At 70.9% G+C, this 13,661-nt stretch carries 13 protein-coding genes; all 13 read right to left on the reverse strand.

The features are described from left to right. Position 1 precedes the first annotated feature (1 nt). Positions 2–517, reverse strand: a complete 516-nt coding sequence (locus tag AB3X52_RS13640; RefSeq protein ID WP_367994637.1) for a shikimate kinase — start codon at positions 515–517, stop codon at positions 2–4. A gap of 19 nt (positions 518–536) precedes the next feature. Further along, positions 537–1,715 (reverse strand): chorismate synthase, encoded by a 1,179-nt coding sequence (gene aroC, locus AB3X52_RS13645; protein WP_367994638.1) that lies wholly within the window; start codon positions 1,713–1,715, stop codon positions 537–539. 194 nt (positions 1,716–1,909) lie between these two features. Then, positions 1,910–2,638 carry a prepilin peptidase gene (locus AB3X52_RS13650; protein ID WP_367994639.1) on the reverse strand — a complete coding sequence of 243 codons (729 nt, stop codon included), beginning with the start codon at positions 2,636–2,638 and terminating at the stop codon, positions 1,910–1,912. Continuing rightward, on the reverse strand, positions 2,635–3,531 hold the full coding sequence (locus tag AB3X52_RS13655; RefSeq protein WP_367994640.1) for a shikimate dehydrogenase: 897 nt from the start codon (positions 3,529–3,531) through the stop codon (positions 2,635–2,637). The genes AB3X52_RS13650 and AB3X52_RS13655 overlap by 4 nt, the downstream gene beginning before the upstream one ends. 23 nt (positions 3,532–3,554) lie before the next feature. Next, positions 3,555–4,736 carry an endolytic transglycosylase MltG gene (gene mltG, locus AB3X52_RS13660; RefSeq protein ID WP_367994641.1) on the reverse strand — a complete coding sequence of 394 codons (1,182 nt, stop codon included), beginning with the start codon at positions 4,734–4,736 and terminating at the stop codon, positions 3,555–3,557. After that, complete coding sequence (gene ruvX / locus AB3X52_RS13665; RefSeq protein WP_367994642.1) at positions 4,729–5,205, reverse strand: Holliday junction resolvase RuvX; 477 nt, start codon at positions 5,203–5,205, stop codon at positions 4,729–4,731. The genes mltG and ruvX overlap by 8 nt, the downstream gene beginning before the upstream one ends. Next, on the reverse strand, positions 5,205–7,904 hold the full coding sequence (gene alaS / locus AB3X52_RS13670; RefSeq protein ID WP_367994669.1) for an alanine--tRNA ligase: 2,700 nt from the start codon (positions 7,902–7,904) through the stop codon (positions 5,205–5,207). Before alaS ends, ruvX begins: the two co-directional genes overlap by 1 nt. 23 nt (positions 7,905–7,927) lie before the next feature. After that, positions 7,928–8,215 carry a DUF6167 family protein gene (locus tag AB3X52_RS13675; protein WP_367994643.1) on the reverse strand — a complete coding sequence of 96 codons (288 nt, stop codon included), beginning with the start codon at positions 8,213–8,215 and terminating at the stop codon, positions 7,928–7,930. Continuing rightward, positions 8,212–8,751 carry a hypothetical protein gene (locus AB3X52_RS13680; RefSeq protein ID WP_367994644.1) on the reverse strand — a complete coding sequence of 180 codons (540 nt, stop codon included), beginning with the start codon at positions 8,749–8,751 and terminating at the stop codon, positions 8,212–8,214. The genes AB3X52_RS13675 and AB3X52_RS13680 overlap by 4 nt, the downstream gene beginning before the upstream one ends. An 11-nt stretch (positions 8,752–8,762) precedes the next feature. Further along, entirely contained in the window at positions 8,763–10,145 is a 1,383-nt protein-coding gene (locus AB3X52_RS13685) for a replication-associated recombination protein A (protein WP_367994670.1), read from the reverse strand. Between the two features lie 125 nt (positions 10,146–10,270). Beyond that, positions 10,271–11,458 carry an ABC transporter ATP-binding protein gene (locus AB3X52_RS13690; protein WP_367994645.1) on the reverse strand — a complete coding sequence of 396 codons (1,188 nt, stop codon included), beginning with the start codon at positions 11,456–11,458 and terminating at the stop codon, positions 10,271–10,273. Further along, positions 11,458–12,513 (reverse strand): ABC transporter ATP-binding protein, encoded by a 1,056-nt coding sequence (locus AB3X52_RS13695; RefSeq protein ID WP_367994646.1) that lies wholly within the window; start codon positions 12,511–12,513, stop codon positions 11,458–11,460. Before AB3X52_RS13695 ends, AB3X52_RS13690 begins: the two co-directional genes overlap by 1 nt. A gap of 6 nt (positions 12,514–12,519) precedes the next feature. Further along, positions 12,520–13,536: an ABC transporter permease gene (locus tag AB3X52_RS13700; protein ID WP_367994647.1), complete on the reverse strand. Its 1,017-nt coding sequence runs from the start codon at positions 13,534–13,536 to the stop codon at positions 12,520–12,522. Positions 13,537–13,661 lie beyond the last annotated feature (125 nt).

Genomic DNA, 13,661 nt, shown 5'->3' on the forward strand with positions numbered 1-13,661 from the left:
GTCAGGTCCTCTCCCCTGCGACGGCGGCGCGGATCTCGTCCGCGACGTCCTCGGGCGTACGGCCGTCGGTGTCGACGACGATGGTCGCGACGGACTCATAGATGGCAGCCCGCTCCTCGAGCAGCTGCTTCACGCGCGCGCGCACGTTGCCGAGCAGGAGCGGGCGACCGCTGCCGAGCCCGACCCGCTTGACCGCATCCGCCAGGCCGACGCGCAGGAAGACCACCTCGTGGCCGCGCAGGAGCCGCTGGGTGTCCGGGTCGAGTACGGCGCCACCGCCGAGGGAGACGACACCGTCGTGCTCGGCGACGGCCGCCGCGACCGCGGCCTTCTCCAGCCGGCGGAAGTGGGCCTCGCCCTCGTCGACGAAGAGGTCCTGCACGGACTTGCCGGCCACGGCCTCGACGTCCTCGTCGGTGTCACGCAGGCTCACGGCCAGCGACTCCGCCAGCAGACGGCCGACGGTGGACTTGCCCGCGCCCATCGGACCGATGAGCACGGCCTTCGGCTTGGTCATGCGCCACCCACCTGTGGGATCACGTGAACCGGAGCGTGTCGAGGTAGGACTCGGCGTTGCGCTTCGTCTCGGCCACCGAGTCGCCGCCGAACTTCTCCAGGACGGCGTCGGCCAGCACGAGTGCCACCATCGCCTCCGCGACGACGCCGGCAGCCGGCACGGCGCAGACGTCGGAGCGCTGGTGGTGGGCGACGGCCGCCTCACCGGTGGCCACGTCGACCGTACGCAGCGCCCGCGGGACCGTGGCGATCGGCTTCATCGCCGCACGGACGCGGAGGATCTCGCCGGTGGTCATGCCACCCTCGGTGCCGCCCGAACGGCCACTCACCCGGCGGATGCCCTCGTCGGTCGGGACGATCTCGTCGTGCGCCTGGCTCCCCGGCGTGGCGGCCAGCTCGAAGCCGTCGCCGACCTCGACGCCCTTGATCGCCTGGATGCCCATCAGCGCACCGGCGAGCCGGGCGTCGAGACGCCGGTCCCAGTGCACGTGGGACCCGAGGCCCGGCGGGAGGCCGTGGACGACGACCTCGACGACGCCGCCGAGCGTGTCGCCGTCCTTGTGGGCCTGGTCGATCCGCTCGACCATCAGCTTCGACGTGTCGGCGTCGAGGCAGCGGACAGGGTCGTCGTCGACCCGGGCGAGATCCTCGGGCTGCGGGAGCACGCCTGCCGGCACGCGTACGCCGCCGAGCTCGATGACGTGGGAGAGCACCTGCGCGCCCACCGTCTGGGCGAGGAAGGCCTGGGCGACGCGGCCCAGGGCCACCCGCGCGGCCGTCTCGCGCGCCGAGGCGCGCTCGAGGATCGGGCGAGCGTCGGCGAAGTCGTACTTCTGCATGCCGACCAGGTCGGCGTGTCCGGGCCGCGGACGCGTCAACGGCGCGTTGCGCGCCTGCCCCTCGAGCTCGGCGGGGTCGACCGGGTCGGCCGCCATCACCTTCTCCCACTTGGGCCACTCGGTGTTGCCGATCTGAATCGCCACCGGTCCGCCCTGGGTCTCGCCGTGGCGCAGGCCTCCGATGATCGTGATCTCGTCACGCTCGAACTTCATCCGCGCGCCGCGCCCATAGCCGAGACGGCGCCGCGCCAGCGCGTCGCCGATCTCCTCGCTCGTCACACGGACATGGGCCGGAAGCCCCTCCAGGATCGCGACCAGGGACGGGCCGTGGGACTCGCCCGCAGTGAGCCAACGCAACATGGGGCCAGTCTTTCATCCTCCGCGCGGTGTCCCTGCCTCGGTCCGTGCCGCTGAGACGCGAGCTCCGGCGGGTGAGGATCGCCGCCGTCGGGCACGATCCCGCGATGGCGGGAAGTGGTGGCGCCCCACCCGGTCGGACGCCGCCACTGCGCCGCCATGGCGGGGGAATGCCGAAGCCTCGGGGCGAAGCCCGATCAGCCGACGAGTGCCACGGTCGAGCCGGCGAGAACGCCGAGGACGAGCCCGAGGATCATGAACGGCCCGTAGGGCAGGGCCTGCTTGAGTGCAGCACGCGACCGCTTGACCAGCGCGCGGCCCACACCCCAGAGCGCGAACACGACGAGCCCGCCGTAGAGGCCGACGAGCCACTCGTTCCACCCCAACCGGCCCAGGACGAGGCCGACGAGCGCGGCGAGCCGGACGTCGCCGAAGCCCATCCCGGCCTGCTTGACGAACCACAGCACCCAGAAGAACGACCGCGCCACGAGCATCGCGACGACCGCGCGCACCAACACGTGGGTCTCCTGCGTGAACGTCCACTCGACGACCAGCAGCGCCAGCAGCGCCCCGGTCGCCGGCAGGACGACGATGCGCGGCAGCAGCCGCGTGCGCCCGTCGACGACGGCGAGGAGGACCAGCACCGGCACGAGCGGCACGAGGACCCACAGCAGCCGTCCCTCGGCGCCCGTTCCGAGTCGGAGACCACACGCTCCGGCGACCACCGCCGAGACGAGCGCCGCCACGGACGCCAGCCCGGGGAGGCGGCCCAGGTCGGCGTACAGCTCCTTGGGTCCCTCGTCCTCCGGCACGTCACCCAGCGACTCCGGCGCCGGCTCGGGGAGCCGGCGGATGGCCGGCGGCACGAGCAGACCGAGTACGCCGGCCGCGACCGCGCACAGCAGCGCGACCAGCCCCGTGCTCATGCCGGGGTGACCGCCTCGGCCGGCCCGTCCTCGCCCGCAGCCTCGGCGGGCGTCAGCCCCAGCGCCTGCTCCCCCGCGGCCCGCATGGCGCCGAGCGGCGCATCCCGGCCGGTGAAGAGCGTGAACTGGAGGGCCGCCTGGTGGACCAGCAGGTCCAGCCCGGAGACCACGACGCCGGACGCCGCGGAGACGCCGGTGACGAGCGGCGTCGGCCACGGGTCGTAGACGACGTCGAAGAGGACCGGCACCGAGCGCCAGCGGGCCACCAGATCCGTGGTCTGCGCGGCGACAGGCACCGTCGACACGAGGATGTCCGCCTCGGGCCTGGCCTCAAGCGGCTGCACGCTCACCGTCGGCGCTGCGGGATGGCTGGCGATCACCGCCACGGTCTCGGCGGCCCGGTCGGCGTCGCGGGCGAGCAGGGTGACGTCACGAGCGCCGAGCTCGACCAGAGCCAGGCCGGTCGAGGCCGCCGTCGCGCCGGCGCCCAGGACCACACCGTGCATGACCCTCGCCGAGGAGCGCTCACGGACGGCCGCGACCGCCCCGGGAAGGTCGGTGTTGTCGCCGGCCCAGCCATAGGACGTGCGGACCAGGGTGTTGACCGCGCCGACGAGGCGCCCGCGCGCCGACATCGAGGCCAGCAGCGGCACGGCCTCACGCTTGAGCGGCATCGTGAGCGACAGCCCACGCCATGCGCCCGGTGGCCACGCGCTCCCGAGCGCATGGGCACGATCCTCGCTCAGGAGCGCCAACTGGTCGGCCAGCGTCCCGGCGGGCACCCGCACGGCGTCGTACGACCATCCGGTCAGGCCGAGCTCGGCGTAGCCGGCCCGGTGGAGGACCGGCGAGAGCGAATGGTCGATCGGGTCGCCGAGGACCGCACACTTCATGGTTCTCCCTTTCGGCAGCGGTCTCAGCAGCGGTCCGACTGCGTCTCGCAATACCGCTTGTATTCCGCCTTGTACTTCAGGAACTCCGCATAGCTGGAGGCGAACTTCGTCTCGCCCGTCTTGAGGTTGACCGTGACGTAGTAGTACCAGTCGCCCGGCGTCGGGTGGAGCGCCGCCTGGATCGCGTCGTCCCCCGGCGAGCCGATGGGGCCCGGCGGCAGGCCGGCATGCAGATAGGTGTTGTACGGCGAGTCGACCTGCTGGTCCTCGGAGCTCACCGCGACCACGCCCTGCCGGCCCAGCGCATAGTTGACGGTGGCGTCGATCTGGAGGCGTCCGGTCTGCCCGGCGGCGCCAGGGTTCTCGACGCGGTTGTAGATCACCCGCGCGATCTTGCCCATGTCACGTCCGCGACCCTCCGCCTGCACGAGGCTGGCGACCGTCATGACCTGCTCCGGGGTGTAGCTGATCGCCTTCGCCTCGGCGGCGAGCGAGTTGTCGCCGAGCGCCTGCTTCCACCGATCGACCATCGCCGTGAGCATCTGGACGGGCGTCGTACCGGGCGGGAAGGTGTAGGTCGCCGGGAAGAGATAGCCCTCCGGGTTGCCGTGGGCATAGTCCGGCAGGCCGATCTTCCCCGAGGCCAGCGCCTTCTCGAACTGCTGCTTGGAGAACTTCGTCTCCTTCGTCAGCCGGGCCACGATGTCCGCGACGCGGTAGCCCTCGGGGATCGTGACCAGGCTCTGGACGAGGTTCTTCGGATTGACCAGCAGCGCGAGGGCGTCGGACGCCTTCATCTGCTTCTTGAGGACGTAGTAGCCCACCTGGATGCCGCTCGACTTCGGATCCGCGTTGGCCGCGTCGACGAACGCGTCGACCGACTTCACGACGCCGGCGGACTTCAGGTTGCGACCGATCGCCGTCGCGGTCTCGCCGCGGTGGACCTGGAACGTCACCTTGCCCGTGCCGGGACCGGCGAAGTCCGCGGGTCCGCCGCCGAGCGCGTCCTTGAGCGCGTGGTAGCCCTTCGAGCCGCCGAACCACAGGCCGCCGACCACGACGACCAGGGCGAGGAGGACCGCGAGGCACCCGGGCAGCGCCCGCCCGCGCTTCTCGGCGCGGTGACCGCCGACGCCGGGCACCGGGGAGTCGTACGCGTCGTCAGGCTCGTACCCGGGCTGGTCCTCGGACGGGTGATCAGGCATCGGCGACCTCGACGATCTCTCCAGGCGCCCGGCCGGTGGCGCGTTCGGTGTCCAGCGCGTGCTGCAGGATGAGTACGGCGGCGGCCTGGTCGACCACGGCGCGTCGGTCGGCCCCCTTGCGGCCGCGGTCCCGGAGCATAGCCTCCGCCGAGACCGTCGTCAGACGCTCGTCGACCAGACGCACCGGCACCGGCGCGACCCGTCGCGCGAGCTTGCCCGCGAAGTCGCGGACCTTCGCCGTCGCGGGGTTCTCCCCGCCCCGGAGCGAGCGGGGCAGCCCCACGACAACCTCGACGACGGCGCTGCTGTCCTCGGCGATCTCCGCCAGGATCCGGCTGATCCGGGCCAGATCCCCCTTCCCGCGTCTGACCGTCTCCACCGGCGTGGCGAGGAACCCGGTCGGGTCGCTGCGCGCGACGCCGATCCGGGCGTCCCCCGGGTCGATGCCGAGACGTACGCCGTGGCGCATCAGGCGCCGGCCGCGCCGTGCACGAGACCGGGGACGAGGCCGAGCGCCTCGTCGATCCGCGAGGTGTCGCTGCCGCCACCCTGGGCGAAGTCGTCCTTCCCGCCGCCCTTGCCGCCGACGACCGGGCCGAGGCTGCGGATCAACTCACCGGCCCTGACCCCGCGCGCCCGGGCTGCGTCGTTGGTCGCCGCGACCAGCGACACCTTGCCGCCCGCGTCGCCCAGGAGGACGACGACCACGGGACGGTCCGCTGCCCCCGGGGCTTGCCCGAGGCGGCTGCGGATGTCGATGGCGAGCGTGCGCAGGTCGCCGCCGCCGACGCCGCTGGCACGGTGAGCCACGACCGCGGTGCCGTCGATATCGCTCGCGGCGTCGGCGATCGCACCGGCGGAGGCGAGCAGCTGCGCCGTACGCACGCGCTCGAGCTCCTTCTCGGTGCTCTTCAGCCGCTCGACGAGGTCGCCGACCCGGCTCACCAGGTCGCCGGGCTGGGTCTTGAGCAGGTCGGTCAGGTCGCCGACGAGGTCGCGCTCGCGAGCGAGGTAGCAGAAGCCCTCGAGACCGGTGAAGGCCTCGATGCGGCGGTTGCCCGACCCCACCGACGACTCGCCGGTCACGACGATCGTCCCGACCTGGGAGGAGTGCTCGACGTGGGTGCCGCCGCAGAGCTCACGGCTCCACGGGCCACCGATCTCGACGACGCGCACCTTGCTGTCGTCGTAGGTCTCACCGAAGAGCGCGATGGCGCCCCAGTCCTTGGCCTCCTGCAGCGTCATGTACTGCCACGACACGGGCAGGTCGGCGCGCAGGGCGTTGTTGGAGACCTCCTCGATCTCGTGCACCTGGCCCGGCGTCAGCGCCTTCGTCCAGCCGAAGTCGAGCCGGAGGTAGCCCGGCCGGTTGAACGACCCGGACTGCAGGGCCGTGGGGCCGAGCACCTCGCGCAGCGCCGCGTGGACGACGTGGGTGCCGGAGTGCGCCTGGCGGGCACCGAGGCGCCACTCCTTGTCGACCTGGGCGTGGACCGGCCGCGACGGCTCGAACTCGCCGTCGACCACCCGGACCTGATGGACGACGAGGCCCTTCACGGGGCGTTGGACGTCGACGACCTCGAGGCGGCCGCCGTCGAACTCGATGATGCCCGCGTCGGCCGACTGGCCGCCGGACTCCGCATAGAACGGCGTGCGGTCGAGGACCAGCTCACCGATCTCGCCGTTGGCGAGTGTCGGCACTGCCTTGCCCTCGCGCAGCAGCGCGATCGGCTTCGACTCGGTCTCGAGCGTGAAGTAGGCCTGCCAGTCGGTCGGGCCGTTGGTGTCGAGGATGTCGCGGTAGACCGAGAGGTCGGCGTGCTGGCCCTTCTTGGCGCGCGCGTCGGCCTTGGCCCGCTCGCGCTGCTCGGCCATCAGGCTGCGGAAGCCCTGCTCGTCGACCTCGAGGCCGGCCTCGGACGCCATCTCGAGGGTCAGGTCGATCGGGAAGCCGTAGGTGTCGTGGAGCTGGAACGCCTGGTCCCCGGGGAACGTCGTGGCGCCGCTCTCCTTCACCTGGCCTGCGGCCAGGTCGAAGATCTGGGTCCCGGCCTGGAGGGTCTTGCGGAACGCCTCCTCCTCGGCGTCGGCGACCCGCTTGATCCGGTCCCACTCATGGTGGAGCTCGGTGTAGGTCTCCCCCATCTTGTCGCGCGAGACCGGCAGCAGCTCGGGCATCGCCGGGTCCTCGTAGCCGAGGAGCCGCATGTTGCGGATCGCGCGGCGCATGAGCCGGCGCAGGACGTAGCCGCGGCCCTCGTTGCCGGGGGTGACACCATCGCTGATGAGCATCAGCGAGCTGCGGATGTGGTCAGCCACCACACGGAAGCGGACGTCATCGTCGTACGACGCACCGTAGCGCTTCCCGGTGAGCGTCTCCGCCTTCTCGATGACCGGGAAGACCACGTCGGTCTCGTACATGTTGCCCTTGCCCTGGAGCAGGTAGGCGACCCGCTCGAGGCCCATGCCGGTGTCGATGTTCTTCTGCGGCAGCTGGCCGGCGATGTCGAAGTCGCTCTTGGAGCGTACGGCGGAGAGCTCGTCCTGCATGAAGACGAGGTTCCAGATCTCCATGTAGCGGTCGCCCGCGTCCCAGTCACGATCCTTGCCGTAGGCGCCGCCACGGTCGACGAGGATCTCCGAGCACGGCCCGCCGGGCCCGGGGACCCCCATGGACCAGTAGTTCTCCTTGGGAGGCAGCCGGACGATGCGGTCATCGGGCAGCCCGGTGACCTTGCGCCAGATCGCCACCGCCTCGTCGTCGCCGTCGAGGACGCTCGGGTAGAGGACCGACTCGTCGAAGCCGAAGCCGCCGTCGGCGATCGACTTCGTGACCAGCTCCCAGGCGAGCGTGATGGCGCCCTCCTTGAAGTAGTCGCCGAAGGAGAAGTTGCCGCACATCTCGAAGAACGTGCCGTGACGAGTGGTCTTGCCGACCTCCTCGATGTCGGGCGTGCGGATGCACTTCTGGACGCTGGTCGCACGCGTGAACGGCGGCGTCTCCTGGCCCAGGAAGTAGGGCTTGAAGGGCACCATGCCGGCGTTGACGAACAGCAGGTTCGGGTCGTCGAGCAGCAGCGATGCCGACGGCACGACCGTGTGCTCGCCGATCGTCTGGTTGGTCGCGAAGTGCGCGGTGAAGCGCCGGCGGATCTCCGCCGTGCTCATCGGGATGTCCGCGCTGGAGTCGGTCACTGCTGGCCTCTCTCGATCTCGGGGGACCCGGTGGTCCCGGCATTGCTCGCAGGGTTGAGCTGGGGGGTGGAGTCGTACGCCGCGGCGTACCGCTCGCGCAGCTCGGTCTCTCTCTCGGCGCGCCCGGCGGCGACCTCCTCGCGGAACACGCGCGCGCCGACGCCGAGCGCCTGGAGGCGGCCGCGCAGGCCGTCGGCGGTGAAGACCTCCGCGGCACGCCGCCCGCGGATCATCGCGTAGACGCCGGCACCGGCGCCGGCCGCGAACCAGATCGCCCGGTTCATGCCACTCCGTCCAGGTCGGGGACATCGGCGCGGTGCTTGGCGCGGTATTCGCGCAGTGCCTCGCGCACCTCCGTCTTGCGCTCCTTCCGGGTGCGCTTGAGCTCGCGCTTCATCTCGAACCGGATCCGGTTGCGGACCTCGGGAGACAGCGCCCGGCGTACGCCGTGGACCAGGGCGGCCGCATGGACGACGGTGTCGCGCAGGACCGCGTCGGCGAAAGCCGGCGCAGACAGCGCCGACACCGGTCCGGAGGCCTCCGCGCGCTCCTCTCCGAGCGAGGTGATGACGAACTCCTGCTCCGTGCGCACGACGCCGCGACCGGCCGCCGTGCGGCCCGAGGCGGTGGTGGCGACGCGCGCCTCCAACGCGTCCAGCCGCTCGCGCAGCTCGACGGTGGCGGACTCGGCGGCGGCGACGCGGCGCCGGGCGCGGGCCCGGCTGCGCAGCGCCACGAGGACGGCCACGAGCAGCAGGAGCACGAGCACCCCCACCGTCAGCGCGGCGGCCCAGGCTGGCACGCTCCACTCGGTCGTCATGGCGTCCGACCCTATCGCGACGACCGGCCGTCGCCCGTCGTGCCCCGGACGATGCGCCGGACCCGCTCCCAGCGCTCCTTCACGCCGGCCTCGGCGCCGTGGGTCGTGGGGTGGTAGTAGTCGGCATCGGCGACGACGTCGGGGAGATACTGCTGCTCGGCGATGCCGAACGGCTCGTCGTGGGCGTACTTGTACGCCGTGCCGTGCCCCAGCTTCTTGGCGCCCGAGTAGTGCGCGTCGCGCAGATGGGCCGGGACGGTCCCGATCCGCCCGGCCTTCACGTCGGCGAGAGCCGCCCCGATCGCGGTCGTCACCGCATTGGACTTCGGCGCGACCGCCAGCGCGATCGTCGCGTGGGCGAGGGTGAGCTGGCCCTCGGGCAGACCGATGAGCTGCACCGTCTGGGCCGCGGCGACCGCCGTCTGGAGCGCCGTGGAATCGGCGAGCCCGATGTCCTCGCTCGCGAGGATCATCAGCCTCCGGGCGATGAAGCGCGGGTCCTCCCCCGCCTCGAGCATCCGGGCGAGGTAGTGCAGCGCGGCGTCCACGTCCGAGCCGCGGATCGACTTGATGAACGCGCTGACCACGTCGTAGTGCTGGTCACCCTGCCGGTCGTAGCGCACCGCGGCCTGGTCGACCGCCGTCTCCGCGGTCGCCACGTCGATCACGGGGATGGCGGCCGATGCCTCCTCGGTGCTCGCCGCGCGGCTCCGCGCCGCCCCGGCCGCCGCCTCGAGGTAGGTCAACGACCGGCGCGCGTCACCGCCCGCCAGCCGGACGAGGTGGTCGAGCGCCTCGTCGGTGATGGTCACGGAGCCGCCGAGGCCGCGCTCCTCGGTCAACGCGCGCTGCAGGACCCCGCGGATGTCATCGTCGGTGAGCGACTCCAGCCGCAGCAGCAGGCTGCGGGACAGCAACGGGCTGATCACCGAGAAGAACGGGTTCTCCGTGGTCGCCGCGACCAGCGTCACCCAGCGGTTCTCCACGCCGGGGAGCAGGGCGTCCTGCTGGGCCTTGCTGAAGCGGTGGACCTCGTCGACGAAGAGCACCGTCTCCTTGCCGGTCGCGACCAGCTCGGCGCGGGCACCGTCGATCGCGGCCCGCACCTCCTTCACCCCGGCCGAGACAGCGGAGACCTCCACGAAGCGGCGGTCGGTGTGGCGGCTGACGATCGAGGCGATCGTGGTCTTGCCCGTCCCCGGCGGACCCCACAGCAGCAGCGAGAGGGACTGGTCGCCCTCGATCAGCTGCCGCAGCGGCGAGCCGGGCGCCCGCAGCTGCTCCTGGCCGACGAGCTCGTCGAGGGTGCGCGGGCGCATCCGCACCGCCAGCGGCGCAGCACCATGGTCGCTGTCCGCGAGCGACCCGCCCGCCGGCGTACGACCCGCGTCCATCTCGAAGAGCCCGTCCACGCAGCCAGCCTAGTAAGCGCAGCGATCCGTCCAACCGGCACATCGCGGGGCCCCGGCCCGTCGACCGCAGCGGTCGCCGTGGCCGAGCCCCTCGCACAGCGCGTCGGTCAGGCGCGACCCATGCTGTTGTTCTCCAGGTCGAACCACGTGTCGGCGTAGCCGGGCGCGTTGCCGATGTCGGCCGGGCTGCCGCCGGGGTCGGGACGGCCCTCGTCGTCGACGCCGAGGAGGCGCGCGGTGACCGGCTTCTCGGGGTGCTTGCCGATCACGCCCGGGAAGTGGCACGCGACCTTATGCTTCTTGCCGATCTGGAGCAGCGGCGGCTCGACCCGGGCGCAGATGTCCTGCGCGATCGGACAGCGCGTGCGGAACCGGCAGCCCGACGGCGGGTTGATCGGGCTCGGGACGTCGCCCTCGAGGCGGATGCGCTCGCGCCGTCCGCCGACCTGCGCCTGCTTCACGTCGGGCACCGCGGAGAGCAGGGCCTGCGTGTAGGGATGCTGCGGCGCCTCGTAGATGCTGTCCCGGTCACCGATCTCGACGATCTTGCCGAGATACATCACGGCGATCTCCGGGCAGAAGTGCCGGACGACGGCGAGGTCGTGCGCGATGAAGAGGAACGAGACGCCGAACTCCTTCTGGATGTCCTGGAGCAGGTTGATGACCTGCGCCTGGATGGAGACGTCGAGCGCCGAGACCGGCTCGTCGGCGACGAGGAGCTTCGGGTTGAGCGTCAGCGCGCGGGCGATGCCGATGCGCTGTCGCTGGCCGCCGGAGAACTCGTGCGGGTAGCGGTTGTAGTGCTCGGGGTTGAGGCCCACGACCTCGAGCAGCTCCTGCACGCGGGGCAGGACCTTGTCCCTCGGCACGATCTTGTGGATGCGCAGCGGCGCTCCGATGATCGTGCCGACGGTGTGGCGCGGGTTCAGCGAGGTCGAGGGGTCCTGGAAGATCATCTGGATCTCGCGACGCAGCGGCATCAGCGCGCGCGCGTTCAGCGTGGCGATGTCCCGACCCTCGAACTTGATCTCGCCGCCGGTCGGCTTGTAGAGCCGGGTGACCATCCGCCCCGTGGTGGACTTGCCACACCCCGACTCGCCCACCAGGCCGAGCGACGTGGCGGCGCCGACCTCGAAGGAGACCCCGTCGACGGCCTGGACGTGGCCGACCGTACGCCGGATGATGCCGCTGGTCTTGACCGGGAAGTACATCCGCAGGTTGTCGACCGACAGCACGGGCTTCGTCTCGGCCGCCGGCGCGGGGTCCTTGGTCAGGGACGTCTTCGCGTCGCTCATCAGTCCTCCTCGACCAGGTCAGGGGCGATCTCGGGCAGGATCTCCTGCTCGTAGACGCGCGCAGGGTTCGCCAGGTGGCAGCGCTTCACGTGGTTGCCGCCGCTCCGGGCGGGCGTGAGCTCGGGCAGCAGCGTCCGACACAGGTCGTCGACGACCTTGTCGACGTGGTCGCAGCGCGGGTTGAACGGGCAGCCCGGCGGCGGGTTGAGCAGGCTCGGCGGGTTGCCCCGGATCGGGATGAGCTTCGCGTCGACCGGCGCGGAGACGTCGGGGACGCTCGAGAGCAACCCCCAGGTGTAGGGCATCTCCGGGTCGGTCAGGATCTCCTTGGTCGGGCCGTACTCGACGGCACGCCCGGCGTACATCACGAGAACGTCGTCGGCCATCTCCGCCACGACGCCGAGGTCGTGGGTGATGATGATGATCGCGGAGTTGAACTCGCGCTGCAGGTCCTGCAGTAGGTCGAGGATCTGTGCCTGCACCGTCACATCGAGCGCCGTGGTCGGCTCGTCGGCGATGATGAGGGCCGGGTCGTTGATGAGGCCCATCGCGATCATCGCGCGCTGCCGCATGCCGCCGGAGAACTGGTGCGGGTAGTCGTTCACACGCACGTCGGGCTGCGGGATGCCGACCCGGTCGAGCATCTCGATCGCGCGCTTCTTCGCGACCTTCTTGCTCACGTCATGGTGCACGCGGTAGGCCTCGGCGATCTGGTTGCCGACCGTGTAGTACGGATGCATCGCGGAGAGCGGGTCCTGGAAGATCATCGCGACGTCGCGACCGCGGCGCTTGCGCATGCCCTCGTCGCTGAGCGTGAGCAGGTCGACTCCGTCGAGCAGGATCTCGCCGCTGACCTGGGCATTGGAGCCGCGGTGGAGACCCATGATCGCCGAGCTCGAGACCGACTTCCCGGAGCCGGACTCGCCGACGATGCCCAGAGTCTTGCCACGATCGAGGTCGTAGGTCAGCCCCTCTGTGGCCTTCACAATGCCGTCCTGCGTGGGGAAGTGCACGACCAGGTCGCGGACGGAGAGCAGTGGAGTGTCAGTAACCATGGTTCCTCAGGCGAGACGGACGCGGGGGTCGATGACCGCGTAGAGCACGTCGACGATGATGTTCGCGACGATGACGAAGGCCCCGAGCATCAGGACGAGGCCCACCGTTGATGGTAGGTCGAAGTTGATGACCGACTGGACGGCCAGCTTGCCGAGGCCGTTGTAGTTGAAGACCTGCTCGGCGATGACCGCGCCGCCGAGGAGCCCTGCCAGGTCGATGCCAGCCATCGTGACCAGGGGCGTCAGCGCGGCCCGCATCGTGTGCTTGACCAGGATCTTGCCGCCCTTGAGGCCCTTGGCCCTCGCCGTCCGCAGGTAGTCCTCCCCCATCGACTCGAGCACGAAGGCACGGGTCATGCGGACATAGCCGGCCATGTAGACCAGGGCGAGGACCAGACCTGGGAGGAGCAGGTTCTGGAACCAGTGCCAGAGCCCACCGTCGGCGATCGGGGTGTATTGCGGCGTGGGGAAGAGCCCCCATTTCACCGCGAAGAACTTGATGGCGAAGAGCCCGATGAAGAACGTCGGGAAGGCATAGAACACGAGACTCAGCCCGACCAGCCCGCGGTCGATGATCGAGCCCTTCGTCAGTGCCGAGATCGCCCCGAAGATCACCCCACCCGCGATCCACATGATGAAGGCCACCAGCGCGATCGAGGCCGACACCGGGATCCGATCCTTCAGCTCCGACGTGACATTCTGGAGTTGCACACGGGAGTAGCCCAGGCACGGCGCCGGGCAGTGCGAGATCAGCTCGGGCGCCGACGTGCGCAGCGACTTGTCCTCGGGGTAGTCACGACCCTTGACGACGCCGACCGCGAAGTCGCTCCACTGCTGGATCCACGGCTTGTCGTAGCCCAGCGCCTTGCTGACCTGATGCTGCAGCTCCGGGGAGCAGTTCTTCCCGCACGCGAACTGGGCCGGGTTCACCGGTGTCGCGAAGAACAGCGCGAAGGTCGCGAAGCTCATCACGACGAGCATGATGACGCCGACGACCACGCGCCTGACGATGTAGGCGAACATTCTCCAACCACCTCATGAATCGACCTGCGGTCGAGCCGAGTCTCGATGAGGAGCCACAGGCAGATGGCCCGTGGCTCACATGGAAGGGTGGGACCGGCTTGTGGCCGGTCCCACCCCGGTGTTCA

Source organism: Nocardioides eburneus (assembly GCF_040838215.1).
GTDB classification, from domain to species: domain Bacteria; phylum Actinomycetota; class Actinomycetes; order Propionibacteriales; family Nocardioidaceae; genus Nocardioides; species Nocardioides eburneus.